Genomic DNA, 16,771 nt, shown 5'->3' with positions numbered 1-16,771 from the left:
CCTTTCCTCTATTTCAGATTAAATTCCTTGCGTTTCAACTCAATTTCATCATCAATGTACAACACATAGTCCGATAAGGCTTCACGCGGATTTTCATTTGCATTGACCACCTTGCGGAAGGCGTTGTCCAGATGTCGTCCCGTGAAGTAACCTCCAGGAAGCTGCGGGATTCCCTGTACCCATTCCCATTGTTTCTCGAGATTTTGATAATCCTTCACAGGCCAAGGCAATTGCTTCAAGGCTTCGATATTGGCCGTTGGGTAACGGGCAGCCGCTCCCATAAGACCTTCCATTTCTCTCCCGTATTCAATCTGGGTCTGATCATCAGTCCACCACTTCATGAACTTCCACGCCGCTTCCTTGTTGTCGGCATTTTCGAGCATCATTACCGCGCTCGTAGCGCTGGCCACTTCATGCCGTATGGACCCATCCGGAAGCTGTGTACCCGGAACAATCGTAAAGTCCCAGAGATTGCGGATTTCCGGAGCCATAACCGTCAGCATGTTATACGTGGTGTAATCAGCAATTCCGATCGGCATTTCCCCGGTACGGAAGCGGTTCGGAAAATCGGCTTTGAGCGGAAACTTGTAATTGGTATAAAATTGCGTCCAGCGTTTGAACGCGTCCATTGAAATCTCCGAATCCAGTGCACTTTTCTTCTGGTCTTCGGTGTAGAACGTTCCGTCATTCTGATATAACAACATCGCAAAGGTTGAATTCGGAACCAGGTTGGCATTGTTCAGCGTATCCTCAATCGGCAGATAAAACTCCATGTTATGCTTCTGCAGCACGGCGATGGCGTTATATACGTCCTGCCACGTTTTTGGCGGTTCGAGGCCCAGTTCATTCAGAATATCTTTGCGGTAAAAGAGCATTGGAAAATGCTGCTGCTCCGGAAGGGCATATACCCCGTCGTTGTAGCGGTATGGCGTCAATCCGCTTTCACGGAACCTGCCCGAAATTTCCTCGAAATCAGGGAACTGGCTCAGATCCGCCGTTGCATTCCTCATCGCATAGTTCACCGGAATGTCTTCGCCCATCTGCATGGCTACATCTGGGCCTTCCCCCGAGAGTGTTGCGGGCAGCAAAATATTAGGCGGAACGAGACGTAACTGCACGGACACATCCGTATCCGGGGTAAACGAATCGTCGATCATGCCTTTCAGTACTTGGGCCTGATCTCGTCCGGTCGTGATCCATACAGTAATGGCATCCTTCTTTTGTTCCACGTTGCCAATGCTGTCGTAATCTTCGGTATACGAGGCAACATATGCGCCCAGTTCGTGCTTCACCTGCTGGACGGTGCTCGCTTCCGCTTTTGGCAGCGATTCACCCGGCGGAGATACGACAAGGTAATCCAACGTAATCGGCTGTTCACGTACCGATAGAATCCATGTGCCGAGACCACCTACGTTAATTTTGAACGTATCCAGCCGTTTGGGAACCGTCTCTGGTCTGGCGGCCATATCTTCAAGCTGCAATACCATGGCGTGCAGTACGGCCACTTTGTCACTTTGCTCACCCGTGGCTTTTTCCAGGTAATCTGCAACGGAGCGCAAGGTGTCAGCTTGTCGTTCAAACACCTCCGTCATCTCCGGAATACGCCGTTCCAGTTGGTAATCCCGCAGTGGGTCCGGACTGTTGGAGGTGATCATTAATATTTTGCGATACATCTCATTCAGTTCCAGCACGCTGGATTCCACGGTCCGAAGCAGCGGAGCGATGTCGCCAAGTGTAACTGTCATTCGGATTCGGTGTTTCCCTTTTTCCAGATGAAACTGATATGGCTTATCCTCTCCCGAACCCAACACCTGAGTTTGCCAAGCCGGGCTGTAGTTAAATCGAATGCGTTTCAGTTCCTTAAACGGAACTTCGCCGTTAATCGTCAGACTGCGGGTGGCATAAATGCCACGCAATTGATCCTGTTTCACCTTAAGCGCCAGTTGATACAGTCCGTCTTCAGGCACATCAATTTCCCATTCAATCCATTCGCCCGGCAGTTTCCAGTTAATGCCCCCGATGGCGTTCATCCGAATTTTCGATACATTATAAGGCTCGAGTGAAGGACTTGATCGGTCCGAGATTGGTGCCAGTGTAGGAGATGATTTGCTAACAGCTTCCTCCCCCTGAACTTTCAACATGACAGGAGCCGATTGTTTCAAGCCGAGTGAGGCATACGTTTGCTCCAGCTCTGCATAGGAAGGAACTTCGCTTTCTTGATATAGCTCAATATAATCGATTGCCATACTTTCCCTTAATGAAGTGAGCGATAACTTCTGACTGCCTTTTTCAAAATAAAACTGAAACGGTTCCTCAAAGTACCCTGCGCTGTCCTTGAAGGAAGTCAACTGCCATTCGGGCTGTTCCACTTGTCTGGGTCTAAGCTCGTTGCCACGATCGTCCTGCCGGACGTTATCCTCACGATTCCCCCATACCCTGTCAAACAGAAGAATATCGGCCCCTCTGAACGGGACCTTACCGTTAAGCTCAAGCCTGCGTTCGATCCCGGAGCTTTTACCTTCTACGGGATAATAGTGAATGCGAATGTTGTACAAACCGCTCACTTGAACGGGAACATCCCAGCGAATGGTTCCAGTTTCCGGCGTAATTACGGCATTTCCGTCTAATCCGGCGTACCCTTGCACAACCTCAAATTCCCCATCCTCTGCCTGAACATAAGATTCGCCTTCGATGCGTACAATTTCATCCGGTTTGGCCGTATTGTCATGAGCAGTCAGATAATGCTCATAACTGAATGAATCCTCGGTTCCCGATACCGCCTCAAAGTCCTCAAGCGCATGTACCGTTCCCGGATTACGATCCCGCGATGGATATAGTGTCCATATGGAGAGCACCAAGGCCAGGACAAGCACCAGGATTAGTCCCTTTTTCTTACGTGACCGCATGTTTGAATGTATCCCCTTTCCTGTAAGCGTTGAGAGAACTGGACGATTGACTAACCCGGACAGACCGCACCTTCACTGGTGCGTTCTGCCCGTGTAACGTGATACTTATTTGTAAACCTCATCAATCGCAGCCTGGAAAGGAGCCTTGTATTTCTCGATCAGCGTAGATACGGATACCCCTTCTTTGAGTTCCCCATCAAAATCCCAGAACGGCAAGGACGGGAATGTGTTATGGTCGAGAACCAACATACCTTCCGCAACCTCTCTGGCGTTGTTGATATCCGCTTCATCGGTCAGATGTGTCTCCAGTGTGGATTGTCCCGGATACTCATAGATCGATTCGATCTCATTAATTTTCTCCCAGATGTACATCAGTTGTTCCGGATTCTCTACCGCTTTTGGAATCGTTATAGCTTGGTAACGTGACTCACCGGAGTGATACGCTGTTGCACTTGGACCTTTTGGAAACGGTACAAAACCAATATCGTAATCCTGCATATCCGTCATAATACCTTCGACTTCGTACATGGCACCTGAATACATCAAGGTGTTGCCTTGACGGAAGAACGTGGATGGCTCTGTCCAATCGCCGCCCTCAGAAGCTCTGCCGACCTTCTCGGTAGCCAGTTTGGACAGGAAGTTCAACGCTTCTTTTGTTTTTGGATCTTCCAGGTTTTGCTTATCCTCTTTGGTTAAAGAAGCCTCGTTGGAATACAGAATCGGTTCCAGCAAGCCTGTTTGAGCGAGTCCCCAAGTGTCCAGCTTGCCATCATTGTTTCGATCCTTGTTCGCTTGCTTGGCAACACTGATGAACGTATCCCAGTTCCATTCATCGGCATCTACATACTCCTGAAGTGGCTTCAAGCCGAGCTCTTGCATGAGTGTGCGATTATAGAAAATTCCGTTGATAAACGAGGACTGGTCCTCGGTAAAGCCGTAACCTTTGCCTTCATACTGCATGTATTCCTTGGTTGTTTTCTGGTTGAATACCTTGTCGTTTTTAATATAATCATCCACCGGCCATAACAGATCCTGTTTGGTCAATGCCGGAATGGCATAGTTTTTGCCCAGTCTCACCAGATCGCCAAGCGGTTCACCGGCCATCAGGGAAGCAACTACTTTTTCCTGATATTCACCAAAATCGATGGAAACATATTCAATATTAAAGTTGTGTTTTTTCTTCAGCGCTTCGAGATTCTCAAGGCGTTGAATGTTGTCCGGGTTGTTCCCCTGTATTTCCATGTCCCACCAAGCAACAACCTTGATGGTTCTGCCGCCCATGTCAAAATCCATTTCTGGCGTGGAGTTTTCATTCTTGGGTTCGGTTTCCGCGGGTTTTTGTTCCTCCTGTGGTGTGGTCTTTTCCGGCTCGGGTTGAGCGGTAGGTGCAGAACTGCATGCAGCAATCACCAACAAGACCGCAAATACCAGGCTCAGTAGCATGAACTTGTGTTTTCTCATCGTCTTCCCCCCTGATTGTCGTTTGCTATCACAGTGTATCGTCCAAATGAAAGCGCAAACAACCTGCCAGAATACAGATGTTTACCCGGGCTGAATATAGATTTTCGTAATTTTGCTCAAGCAAATTGCATTATAGGTTTTAATTGGTAAAGAAATGCACTGTCTACAAAAATATGCACATTGTATGCGCTTTCTTTTATTACCATAATGAAATTAAGTCAAATTTCAGTTAATCTAGCGCATTACAATTCAGCAGAAGGTGAGGTATTGCTTCATGTATGATATTTTACTTGTGGATTTCAGCCGTCGTTTGTGCGGAGAGTTGCAACAGATGTTGCTACGGAGCAAAGCTCAATATACTATCGCAAATTGTGTGTTCTCATCGGCCGAGGCTTTGACCGCATTGTCAGAACGAGACTTTTCCCTTGTTATGGTACATACAGAGAGGTTTGATACCGCGGGGCTCTGGTTATGCAACGACATTCGAAAAAAAAGTCAGATACCTATCCTCCTGATGGGTGGAAGAGATCACTTCAGGTTCGTACGCAAAGCCCTGACGTATCAGGTAAATGATTATCTCCCGTATCCTGTTAGTCCTTCTTCTTTACTTAACAGTCTGCATGGACTTAGATCCCATCTTGAAACCGACCCGGCACACAAAACGTCGTCGTTTTTCAAAACACCCGTTCAAATGAATGGTAAACCCATGCACTCCAGTCATGTTATTCGTATCGTTAAGGCCTATGTACGGGATCATCTGAGTGATGAAATCACGCTGAAGAAGATCTCTGACATGCTTCATTTTAACTGTGCGTACCTTGGACAGAAGTTCAAGCTGGAAGAGAAGATGTCTTTCAATGATTATATGCTCCAGCAACGTATGGAAAAGGCACAGCAGTTGTTGTCTTCCACGAATTTGCGAATATATGAGATTGCTATTGAGGTAGGCTATAAGGATATTGACTGGTTCTATAAAAAGTTCAAAGCGTATGCCGGATCGAGTCCAAATGCTTATAGAAGACAAAAAATCCACACGGCCTAAAGCTGAATTGCCGAATCGGTTTGTTTATCAATTAGATAATAACCACAAAAAAACGCAGGATGTATTCTTCTTCCTGCGTTTTTTTGTGGTTATTTGGGTTTGGTCAATTCCAGAGTATTCACCGTTGACGTACCAAAAGGGATTCCCGGTATTCTTGGGGAGTCATTCCCGTTATTTTCTTAAAAAGTCGGGTAAATGAATGGGCAGCTTCGTACCCCACTTGAAGTGCGACCTCACGCACCATAAGATTTGTGTTCTGAAGCAATTCTTTGGCTTTCCGTATTCGGCAGTCGTCAATGAACTCTGACACGTTTATTCCCATTTCCTGCTTAAAGAATCGCGACAGATAGGATGGATTAAAATGATGGAGTTCTGCCAGTCTCACCAGAGAGAGATCTTTCTCCAGGTTCTCCTTGACGTAACTGCATAAGGAATGAATGACAACATTAGCACGTTCCTGTTCATTTGATCTTTTGTAGCGTACTAATTCATCGGCAGCACGATATAGAAATTGTACTGCATCCTTCATGCATGTATACTCCCCTAAGTGCAGCAAGCTTCGTTGATCCGGGATCTTCTGTTGAAGACCCCAACGATTGATCGTTGAATGCAATAATAAGGCCAGATTGTAGTATGTCTCCATGGCACGTTCCATCGTAATATCCTCTTGCAGCAGTTCGCCTGCAAGCTCCTCAAATATATCGTAAAATGGCTGAATTCTTCCCGTTTCCAAATATCCTGACATAATCTCGATCCGGTTTGAGATCCGCATGGATTCTTTGGGTACATCAGATGAGAGATCATTACGATGATCCGTGAGTACCATGGATACACCATCCCCAATTTTCATCCACTGGAGTAATCTCAGACGTTCATATTGTTTGGTTAACTCGGACCAATTGCAGCTTCGACTACTTAATGAAAAAGCAATGGATACGCCGAGTGATACCATGCATGCTTCCTGTACCAGTTCCAGTGTACCTTCTAGAAATCGCACAAGTTTATCATTTGTCATCTCTTCCTCCTGCTTCGGCTGAAGCAGCCAGATCGTATCCCCATAATGGTCCGTTACACTTGCGCACACTGTACGCTCATTCATCAGAGAAGAGCCGATAATGCGCACAGATTCTTGAACTTGTGTGAGGTCCGAACCTTTTTCTGGCAGATTATTGAACCGACCCAGTATTAGATAAACAGGCGAGTTGATCTGTAATCTTATATCTCGTTTGGATAATTCGTCCTGCATATGCATAGTAGAATCTATAACCGCTGTACAGTCTTGAAGTAACTTCCGTAAATACTCTTTTTGCTGTATCAGTGCAAGCTGCGAATTAACTTTATGAGAATGTTCCAACAACTCAACCATGCTGTGACTTTGCCGGATCTCTTCCATCACATCTTCTACAACAGACATCACCTTGTCATAACCTTCCGTTTTGAGCAAATAACGCACATTAGCCATCTGAAAAGCTTGATATGCATAATCAAAATCGCTATGTCCTGTCAGAAAAATGACGCGACAATTCGGCCAACTGGCTTGAATCCGCTCTGTCAGTTCCAACCCACTCATACCCGGCATACGGATGTCCGTTAGAACAATGTCAATTCTCGAACGTTGCATCCAGGACAATGCTTCTGTTGCAGAGTAGGCCTTACATACATCAAGCTGTTCGGGTATATGTCTGGCGAACGTTTCATAGAGACTATCCGTAATAATCTCCTCGTCATCTACAATCAAAAGTCGATACATTCGTTTTCCCCCTCTTTCCACTGGATTCGAATTGTGACTTTTAACCCTTGCAGTTCACTTCTGGATAGAAAAAGCCCACTTCCTTCTCCATACGTCAGGACCAGACGTCGATGAATATTTATTAACGCGGTCATTTCGTCTGTACCTCCGTCCTTATGCAAGCGTTGTTGAAGAGTTTGAATGTGTTGCTCTTCCAGCTCATTTCCATTATCCTCTACGGTGATCTCGGCATATGCACCTTCCATATTAAACCCAATAATTAGAAGACCGGAGTCCGTATTCTTTTCAAGGCTGTGTTCGTAGGCATTCTCAATAATAGGTTGAATAATGAGTCTGGGAACTTTAATATGTTCCATCTCAGTAGGTAGTGACCCAAAATCAACTTTGATTCGTCTGGAGAATCGTAATTGTTGAATCTCTGTATAGATTCGTGAATGCTCAACTTCCACTTTCAACTTCACATGATCTGTTTCATTCCGGGTAATGAACCTGAAATACTCACCAAGCATGTTCGTAAATTGCTCTATACGTTCGGTTTCTCCTGTCCTTGCCAGTGAATTCAGAATAAAGAAGCTATTGTACAGAAAATGAGGATTAATCTGCGATTGAAGCTGTTTCAACTCGGCCCGCTGCATCATCAATGTTTTCTTAAAATCTCGATCGATAAGGGATTGAAGATTTTCAATCATTAGATTGAAACGGGTATAGAGGAAGCCGAATTCATCCTTTCGGTTATGCGCAATGGGGACATCAAGCATGCCTCCCTCCATTTTTTTGAATCTTTTCACCAACAACAGCAACGGGATATGAATCAACTTGTAACTTGAATAGAGATATGCCGTGATGGCAACAAATGATGTAATTGCAAACAGCCAAGCCCAATGATAGAACTTGCTAAGTGGCTTGGTAACAATTGCCTCGGGTAGATATGTAGCTACGGATAAGCCCAGGGAGTCCATATGCAACTGACTAACATGGTACATGGTGTCACCCACCTTCATCCGAAAGCCATCAAGTGTACCCTTTACACTGTGCTCACGGTAATTCGCGAGAATAACACTAGCTTGATGTTTATCTGTGATGGCATGCCCCGTTTTGTCCTCAATCAGAAAAGTTGAACTCTCCGGGTACAAATTAAGCCGTGTGAGTTCATTCTGAAAATGGTATGTATCCAGCTCCACCTGAATGACAAAAAGCGGGGGTTCTCCTCTCGTACCTGTCAGCCTGACGGCACTTAAGTTCAAGGCGTCCTCTTTCACCGTGAAACGTGTACCTTTTCCTTGCATGCCTGAACTGAAATATAGATATGAACTTTTATCGAAATCATCGATGCCTTGGATCGCGGATATACTCTTGCCAACAGAAGGGATATGTACATGAACGTTTTTGATATAAGCAGTGCTATTCTTGAATGAAGCGAGTCGTTCAGTCAGGTAATTTAATGTATCACGCCGCTCAACCTGATCCATCATGTCCCAGAGAATCGCCAGACGATTGAGTTTTCGATCCTCAACGATATCAAACTGCTGTAATTCCATCCATTCTATCTCTCTGTTCAATTCCACCACATATTGGTTCAACCGTCTTTCCGTTGACAACGATATCTCCTGGCTTGCATTGTCATAACTCCAATGATACAGATACACGCCAAGAAGAATAAGGGGAAGCACAAATACCAGATAGGTGATTATTAATCGCGCAAATATACTGTTAAACCATGATTTAGCAGGGATCTTGATCAATGCATTCACCTCCAATGCCAAAGGCTGAGTGGGTTCCTTGTATGAATAAAGTGAACATTAGTGCTCCTTTGGCTTGCTGGTGCGAAACCACGCGTTAACCTCCGATGTGATCTGATCTCCCCCCAGCTTGCGCCAGTTCTCAACGAATTGATCAAACTCATCTATCGACCTGCCTAGAATAATGTTCATATAGGCTTCAAGCTGAAGATCCCGAAGAATAATTTGTCGATCAACCATTGTGTCCGTAATTCCACCCGTGAATTGATCATAGAGAAGTTGGCCGTTCTTCTCGTAAGAATCTGCAATGCTAAAAGCACCCGAAGGCCCATAGGTTTGTTTCCAGCCCCAGCCGCTCTCTACATCTTCCAATTCATAGGCCACAATGCGTTTGTGAATGGCGAGAGCTTCATTCTGCAGAGCCGAGAAGTCTCCTGTACTTCTGGCATCCCGAATTTGTTTGTATGCATCTATATTTTTATTACCGGGAAAAGGAGTTACCGGTGAAAGCATCCACACAGCACGGGAGTCGTCATTATAGTATGTTTCATACTGTGCCTGATCCCCCCAGTTGATGTCCAGATGCAGATTCATGAGCTTTACAACAACTTCCGGATTAGAGAATCCCTTTTTTACAGCAAAGTATTGCCCAGTGTTGGAACGTAGCGGTACGAACAGGCTCCGGTCCGACTTGGCAACAATCGGATATGCCTGCCATTCTACATCTATATCTGTATCTGTATCACGGGTGCTCTGAAGCATAAAGGATGTCCACTGTTCGCCGTAAAGCATCCCTATTTTTCCATCTTGAACTAGACGAAACGCCTTGTTTCCACTTTTATAAGCGAAATCCGGATCAAGTTGGCCTTCACGATACAACGTTTGCAGTACTTTCAGAGCCTCCCGAACTTCAGGCTGTATACCTCCATAAGTGAGGTTTCCTTCTGCATCTTTAACCCATATATTAGGGTAGGCACCGTAGCCGGACATGAACCCTGCAGCTCCCATAACTGGATCCCATAGATGGTTCGTTAGCGCAAGTCCGTACGTATCATGCTCTCCGTTCCCGTCGGGGTCCCCCTCTGTAAACGCTTTCGAAACCTGAAGAAGCTCTTCCAGCGTTTCAGGCGGCCGTAGCCCCAGTTGCTCCAACCAGTCGGTTCTAATCCACAGGTACTGCGCTGTCTCAATGGAGGAAGATGATTCGGGAATAGCCATGAGTTTGCCATCAATGGTTGCCGCATCAAATGCGCCTCTTCCCTCCGCCTCCAATATACTCTTTGTAAGTGGGGAAGCATACTCTTGGTACACATGGGTTAAATCTTCGATCATTCCAGCGTTGCTCAGTTGTCTAAGTTGATATGGATTAACTTTCACTACATCTGGAAAACGTCCTGCAGCAAGGGATACACCCAACTTCTGATTGTATACATCCCCATTAGCAGTCCAGTCATAGTGAATTTGAATACCTAGCTCTTTTTCGTACAAACGAGTCCAGCGATTATCCAGTATCGTCTCACCAGGTAACTGACTAATCATGCGCTCAAGGTCATCTCCAGTTTCCCTGACAAAAGAGACCACGATGGGAGGAGAATACCTCTCAAACGTAGCGGGAAGTTGAATCTGCTGCCCATCTTGCTGCGGATGATGTTGTTTGGTATTACCTTCGGTATGACCTGCTGGTATGGATACAGCAAGGAACAGAATGAAGGTCCATCTTGTTATGTCCAGACATCTCTTATACATGACGACATGCCCCCAGTTCGGTTTGAACAACTCTCTTCTCTCTGTCAACTTTAATCCATATCATTGTACAACAACTTGTACTCATTGAATACGAAAAGCCGCCGTTGGGCGGCTTTTACGTATTTTCATTGTTTCTCATCAGGATTAATTACGCGATATTCGAAATTCGAAAAGTCAGCTGTTCCTCCAGCTATTTCAGTTGAATATACAAACAACCCCGTTCGGCAACCCATAAAATGATCCAGTTTATATATCATTTTGTGGACAATCCCTATATCTCTCCATTCAACCCCATCGAAATAGGCAAAAGAGCACTCATCCAGATTGTTCTCAAAATTTCCGAATGCTTTTAGTTTAACTACTGGATCTGATACCGGGATACGTTCATGTTCAGTGGCTGGCTTCTGGTCGATCAGATTGCCAAATATGGTGGAATCCTCACTATCTCTGGCATGCATGACCAAGTAAAACTTGCTATCCTGCTTCGTGAGAGCGATCATACCGTACGAACCGATCAAAAAGCACAACCCGGCATAATCCCCATCATTCAGACGACTGCCGTCAAGCGTAACTATTACTTCGCAAGCGGGCCCCATTGAACGCTGGGTTAGTGTGTTGACCGCAAACGTCAGATTTGGGCTGATCTGTCCCGTTCGAACACGATACACTCCCGGTTTCTCTGTAACGGACCAAAGTTCATGATTAGGTGTATGATTCCATTGCCAAAAATCACGGAGGCGGATGTTTCCATCTTCTTCGGGTTCATAATTGAAACTGTCGCTACCCACTAACGGGTTATAACGGTGCTCTGGTCTCGTGCTTGGGATATTAATCTGCTTCGGCGCTTTGCTTGCAAAGACCGGTATACCTTGATCAAAGTGTAGCGGAACCAAAACAGGAACCCGGCCAACAGCCCCATGATCCTGAAACAGCATTGCATACCAGTCTCCATCCGGCGTATCCACGATACCGCCCTGAGCAACACCTGAATTGAAATAATCCATATCGTCATTAAATACTTCTCCACCAGTGAAGACATCTTCCAGAGAGTCTGCCATATAAAACGCCTGTGTTCTCCGTCCGGAAGCTTTCGTGATATGAATCAGGAACACAATATATTTACCATTGATCTTGTAAAAATGTGCCCCTTCATAACCAAGGTGATGAGGCTGCTCGTCTTTTACAATCAAGCGATGCACTCCACCAGGTTTGGGCCCGGACAGATCAGAGCTTAATTCGGTCAGATAGATCTCGGTATTACCGTATACGAGATAGACTCGTTCATCATCGTCAAAAAATATGGAGCAATCATGATAAAACCCTTCCACGATCTGCTTCTTCCACACTCCCGAGATGGAGGTCGACGTATACAAGTATGTCTTACGGGTATCATTCGCAACAAAGATCACATAGAACATCCCTTGATGATAGCGGAGTGATGCAGCCCACATGCCTTTACTATAAACGTGATGACCATCCATCAGCCGTTGGGCAGGTGTATCGTCCAATGTGTCGTATACATATGTGGCTACTTCCCAATGGATCAGGTCATATGAGCGCAGGATGACACATCCCGGCATCATGTGCATGGTTGTACTGACCATATAATATGTGTCCTCTACACGAATAACGTCAAGATCCGGGTAATCGGCCCAAATAATCGGATTCGGATACATGCTTCATTTACACCTCATTTTTTTCTGTTAAACTTCCATTCTCTCAAAAGGATGATTGAGCTGTCTGTTGAACTTTTAAGCTTAATATACAAGTCTTGCACACCTTTCGCACCCGTAACATTAGTTGTTAGTTCCATCCATTGAAGAGATTCTGTCGCAGGCGGAACAATGATTTCACCAATTAACGGTCCGTCTGCACGTTCAAGTCGAAGTTCCAACGTACCTTCGGTTGCTTGATTCGCAATCGTTGCTGTGAAGGTTGTGAGTCCTTCACTTTCAAAGTCCACCTTCGATATAGCTATCCAGCTGTCATTTTGCAGTTTAGCGGAAATCGTATTCGAATCTGATGCAGACATCTCACCAGAGTCAGGATATTGCTCTGTTGATACTTCGCTACTCCATCCAATCGTCGATCCGCTTACCCGCCCATAGGGATCGAAGCATTTGATTTGATCTACGCCCTGATAATCTGCCTGTACCTTCTTGATCTTACCCGTGGCCTCATCATGCTCGACTCGATTCAGATGTGTTGAACGGTAACCTTCGGGGATATTCATGGCTTGGCATAATGTCTGGGCATGATAGGCAATGTACCACTGATCCGATAGTTGAAATATAGCATGGTGATTGTTGCCGCCAATATCAAAAAAGTGTCCTGGATTCTGGAGTAGCGTACCCTGATATGTCCATGGCCCCATTGGCTGAACACTGGTCATATATGCAATCTCACCAGGTGGTGGGCTGCCCTCTGGCCGATCACCCTCAATAAAATTGGAACAATACGTAAAGTAGTAACTATTATTATATTTATGTATCCCTGAATCTTCAAACATATAAGGCGCCTGAATAACCTTCGCTTTGCCAACAACGCTGATCATATCGTCTCCCAATCGCATAACTCTTGCCGTATCCGGTCTTTCTGCTTTCCCCTGGGGAATACCACCACCAAAATAAATGTAGGCCTGATGATCATCATCTACAATGACAGCCGGATCGAATAGCCAGGTTACTTCCTCCACTCCCGGAGTCTCTCTTGTAATAAGTGCTTTTCCTATAGGGTCTATCCACGGACCTACAGGTGTGGGTGCAGACAGTACACCTATTCCACTGGCATTGTTGGCGAAATAAAGAAAGAAACAGTCCTTGCCATCCAAGATTCGATGAGCAGCTGCCGGGGCCCAGGATTGCGAAGCCCATGTTGCTGCGCCTTGAGGTCCAGCAACTCTGATCTCCCCATGATCGGTCCAGTTGATTAAGTCATCCGAAGAAATGACCGTAATCCGGTTGATTGAACTGTAGCTGTTTTTCTGAGGAAGACCGTCCTTATCATATTCCAGCTTATCACTAGTCATATATAAGTAGACTCGATTGTTAAATACCAAAGCATAGGGATCGGCTCCGAATTTGTGGGCCACCAGAGGGTTACCGTTGGGACGAAGCTTTCCAATCTCCCCTGGAATACGCTCCAGATTGGCAGCTTGATCTTGCTTTTGCTCACCAGCTTGTGGTGTAGAATGATGATTCATCAAAAGAATCCCCCTATAATTGTTTTTAGTTATGCCTTTTTCCGAGAAAGCGTTTGCAATACAAAAGGTATCATGATAGGATGATTACATTTTAAGGTAAGCTGAGTACAATTTCATTGCGTTAACCGCTCTATTTATTGCGTGAAATGACGGGAGGTACTTCATGAGTGGATCCTCTGAGTGTTTTTATGATCCCATCCAGCCTGAGCTCTTATATCTACATAGCGTAACGACGTATAAGCTGGAAACGATCTATCATCGCCATAATGCATACGAGATCTACCTGTTTCTTCGTGGCAACGTTCACTTTTATGTAGATAATCGATGTTACCATGTACAGCCTGGTGATCTGCTTGTGATGTCACCCGAGGAGATGCACCGAGCCTTTATTCTGGATGAATCTGAGTATGAGCGAATTACAATCAATCTCAAAAAAACATATCTGTTTCAGCTTTCCACACCATCAACCAATCTATCGTCATGTTTTGATCATCGCCCCAAAGGAACAGGCAACATCGTACATTTAGACGACTATAACTTGAAGCAGATGCTGCAATGTACGAACGAACTGGAAGGATTGCTTGCTTCCGATGCTTATGGCACCGATATCAAAATAAATGCAGCCGTAGCCCAATTGTTGGTCATGATTAACGTCTGGTTTCATAACAATTCCTTTGTTCCCAATGACATTATGCCTGAACTGGTTCGTGAAACCATGGATTATATTGAAACACATCTAAATCAAGATATTACGCTTCGCAAACTTACCGAAGTGTTCTACATGAACAGTACTTATATCAGCCGCCAGTTCAAAAAGCATACTGGATTGACCATCCGTTCCTACATTTTGGGTCGTCGTATTGAACGGGCCAAATTTCACCTGTCTGAAGGAATGAGTATTACGGATGCATGCTTTCAATCGGGCTTTAGTGACTATGCCAATTTTATTCGCAGTTTCACCAAAATGGTCGGCATCTCCCCTGGTAGATATATCAAACAAAGACGTGATGCAATTGAAGCAATGCCAAGATAATGATGAGCTCATTCAATGTAAACTAAAAAACATCAAACCATCCAACATGGCTCGATGTTTTTTAGTTTTGGATATACTTCGGATCTGCAAACAATTTTATTGTAATTATACGCCAGTTAATTGATCTCTTTACCCGTCCACAATCGAACGCGATCTTTAATCCACTCCGTATACTGCTGTTCCATGGCTACTGCACCTGCATTGTCAAGTTCGGTAATCATATTGTCATATATGCCTTCAAAGGCACTCGGAGAGGAGGTAATCGCTTCGGCGATCCGTTTCTGAATAATATCCTGCGTTTTCTGATACACAACGTTATAATCCCCGCTATCCGAAGGAATCGGCATATTGTATGCAGCGCCCCACTCTTTCACCGGAAACTCCTCTTCGGAAGGGAACAAGTCCTTCCATGTGGTGATGCCATAACCTTTCAAAGCTTCTTTCTCCTCATCGGAATAACTTTGCTGAATCTGTTCAGGATAATTCGTTGTATAGTAGTTATCTGTTGAATCTTTGACACCATCCCCATAGTGAGCACCAAAAATGTAATACAAGCCTACTCCGGTTTCTTTGGTGAATGTGTTATTGTCTTTGTTTTTACGTTCCTGTACATCGGCCGGGATGGTGCGAACACCGTCTTCCACATTATATTGCTCGCCTTCAACGCCCCAGTTTCTCAATACTTGCCCTTCTTCAGAAGACATCCAATCCAAAAATTTGATGGCACGGACAGGATCTTCACAATCTACCGTTATACCAATGCCATAACCATCAAAGCCGATATTCTGGAAGTCTTTCCGCTGAAAACTGTCATCTAGCGTTACCGGATAGAATCCGTAGGTCATATCATCTTTTCCTGCACTTTTCAAAGCATTTTCCGCATCACTGAATCCCCAGCTTGGGTCGAGCAAGGATAACACGCGACCACTGGCGATTTTGGACTTATACTGGTCATCCTTCTGAACAAAACTGTCCTTGTCCAGCAATCCTTCATTGTACATCTTGTTCAACCACCGGAAATATTCCTTCTCCTCGGGACGTTTGTAATGCAGAACAGCTTCGTAGGTATCCGGATTGATGAAATATTCACCATCTCCAGGTCCTCCAGTAGACATGACAGCAGGATCAGTAACCGTGATCATTCGTCGCCATCCATCTGCACTAAGCGTCAGCGGAATTGTGGGTTGGCCATCATCTGTGGTCGGATGTTTCTCGTAATATTCACGTAGCACTTTTTCGAAATCGTTTAAGGTTTTGATCTCAGGATACCCGAGTTCCTTGACTACACGATGTTGAATGGCAGTACCATTCGTCGCATCAAAGCTGACCTGATCAATCGCACCATTCGTTGGAATCCAATAGATTGAAGGGTCGTCATTACTGTATTTCAACCGATTGAAGTGCTCACCGTAGATCTTTTTCAAGTTGGGGGCGTGTTCTTCGATCAGATCCGTCAGATCAATCATTGCCCCGGCATCAACGAGTCTGGTCAAGTTACCTTTGGGGAAAATCAAATCCGGATAATCGCCGCTGGCAGCCATCAGGGAAATGCGGTCGTTTCCGCCTCCGCTTGAAATATCGAATTCTGCATCGATGCTTACACCGGTTTCTTCCGTAATTTTTTTCCCTACAGCATCCTGCATTTTGTTCCAGTTGGGACTTGCATCTGCGCCGAAGAAGGTAAATGTGATTGGGCTGTTGGGGTCACTCGTATTTGATTCGGAATTCTCTGCAGCATTTCCGCAACCGGCGGAAACTAACATAACACTTGTTACGAGACATGCTCCTAGCACTTTTGATACGGCTCTCATTATTTTTTTGCCCCCTAAATGATGTTAGTTGTAATAACCAATCCAGACAATACGATGGTTCGCTTTGAAATAGTATACGCT

General features: G+C 45.1%; 10 protein-coding genes. 2 read left to right on the top strand and 8 right to left on the bottom strand.

Annotated features, from left to right (window positions below):
• Positions 1–8: 8 nt before the first annotated feature.
• Entirely contained in the window at positions 9–2,906 is a 2,898-nt protein-coding gene (locus ACE04G_RS26300; RefSeq protein WP_100526244.1) for an extracellular solute-binding protein, read from the bottom strand.
• 105 nt (positions 2,907–3,011) lie between these two features.
• Positions 3,012–4,367, bottom strand: a complete 1,356-nt coding sequence (locus tag ACE04G_RS26295) for an extracellular solute-binding protein (protein ID WP_076317898.1) — start codon at positions 4,365–4,367, stop codon at positions 3,012–3,014.
• Between the two features lie 274 nt (positions 4,368–4,641).
• Between ACE04G_RS26295 and ACE04G_RS26290 the strand changes: the two genes are divergently transcribed.
• Positions 4,642–5,409 (top strand): helix-turn-helix domain-containing protein, encoded by a 768-nt coding sequence (locus ACE04G_RS26290; RefSeq protein ID WP_047842955.1) that lies wholly within the window; start codon positions 4,642–4,644, stop codon positions 5,407–5,409.
• Between the two features lie 118 nt (positions 5,410–5,527).
• On the opposite strand, the gene ACE04G_RS26285 is transcribed toward ACE04G_RS26290, so the two are convergent.
• The 5 genes from ACE04G_RS26285 to ACE04G_RS26265 form a co-directional block, all read right to left on the bottom strand.
• Complete coding sequence (locus ACE04G_RS26285) at positions 5,528–7,159, bottom strand: response regulator transcription factor (RefSeq protein ID WP_449004746.1); 1,632 nt, start codon at positions 7,157–7,159, stop codon at positions 5,528–5,530.
• Positions 7,144–8,910: a sensor histidine kinase gene (locus ACE04G_RS26280; protein ID WP_397376260.1), complete on the bottom strand. Its 1,767-nt coding sequence runs from the start codon at positions 8,908–8,910 to the stop codon at positions 7,144–7,146. The genes ACE04G_RS26285 and ACE04G_RS26280 overlap by 16 nt, the downstream gene beginning before the upstream one ends.
• A gap of 48 nt (positions 8,911–8,958) precedes the next feature.
• Complete coding sequence (locus ACE04G_RS26275; protein WP_221821085.1) at positions 8,959–10,644, bottom strand: extracellular solute-binding protein; 1,686 nt, start codon at positions 10,642–10,644, stop codon at positions 8,959–8,961.
• A gap of 125 nt (positions 10,645–10,769) precedes the next feature.
• A complete protein-coding gene (locus ACE04G_RS26270) occupies positions 10,770–12,320 on the bottom strand; it encodes a glycoside hydrolase family 43 protein (RefSeq protein ID WP_221821083.1) in 1,551 nt (516 codons plus the stop codon).
• Positions 12,321–12,334: 14 nt separating this feature from the next.
• Positions 12,335–13,846, bottom strand: a complete 1,512-nt coding sequence (locus tag ACE04G_RS26265) for a glycoside hydrolase family 43 protein (protein WP_405132315.1) — start codon at positions 13,844–13,846, stop codon at positions 12,335–12,337.
• A 163-nt stretch (positions 13,847–14,009) separates the two neighbouring features.
• Here ACE04G_RS26265 and ACE04G_RS26260 point away from each other — a divergent pair, with 163 nt between their 5' ends.
• Positions 14,010–14,879 (top strand): helix-turn-helix domain-containing protein, encoded by an 870-nt coding sequence (locus tag ACE04G_RS26260; RefSeq protein ID WP_405132314.1) that lies wholly within the window; start codon positions 14,010–14,012, stop codon positions 14,877–14,879.
• 116 nt (positions 14,880–14,995) lie between these two features.
• Here ACE04G_RS26260 and ACE04G_RS26255 read toward each other — a convergent pair whose 3' ends face one another.
• A complete protein-coding gene (locus tag ACE04G_RS26255) occupies positions 14,996–16,690 on the bottom strand; it encodes an ABC transporter substrate-binding protein (RefSeq protein ID WP_405132313.1) in 1,695 nt (564 codons plus the stop codon).
• Positions 16,691–16,771: the final 81 nt, after the last annotated feature.

The sequence above is a fragment of the Paenibacillus sp. AGC31 genome, from assembly GCF_057334655.1.
This window is presented reverse-complemented; position numbering and strand designations above follow the sequence as displayed.

Excerpts from the sequence above, each read along its gene's own strand:
- ACE04G_RS26275 (WP_221821085.1), bottom strand. The coding sequence starts at position 10,644 with ATGTATAAGAGATGTCTGGACATAACAAGATGGACCTTCATTCTGTTC.
- ACE04G_RS26255 (WP_405132313.1), bottom strand. The coding sequence starts at position 16,690 with ATGAGAGCCGTATCAAAAGTGCTAGGAGCATGTCTCGTAACAAGTGTT.
- ACE04G_RS26285 (WP_449004746.1), bottom strand. The coding sequence starts at position 7,159 with ATGTATCGACTTTTGATTGTAGATGACGAGGAGATTATTACGGATAGT.
- ACE04G_RS26300 (WP_100526244.1), bottom strand. The coding sequence starts at position 2,906 with ATGCGGTCACGTAAGAAAAAGGGACTAATCCTGGTGCTTGTCCTGGCC.
- ACE04G_RS26270 (WP_221821083.1), bottom strand. The coding sequence starts at position 12,320 with ATGTATCCGAATCCGATTATTTGGGCCGATTACCCGGATCTTGACGTT.
- ACE04G_RS26260 (WP_405132314.1), top strand. The coding sequence starts at position 14,010 with ATGAGTGGATCCTCTGAGTGTTTTTATGATCCCATCCAGCCTGAGCTC.
- ACE04G_RS26265 (WP_405132315.1), bottom strand. The coding sequence starts at position 13,846 with ATGAATCATCATTCTACACCACAAGCTGGTGAGCAAAAGCAAGATCAA.
- ACE04G_RS26290 (WP_047842955.1), top strand. The coding sequence starts at position 4,642 with ATGTATGATATTTTACTTGTGGATTTCAGCCGTCGTTTGTGCGGAGAG.
- ACE04G_RS26295 (WP_076317898.1), bottom strand. The coding sequence starts at position 4,367 with ATGAGAAAACACAAGTTCATGCTACTGAGCCTGGTATTTGCGGTCTTG.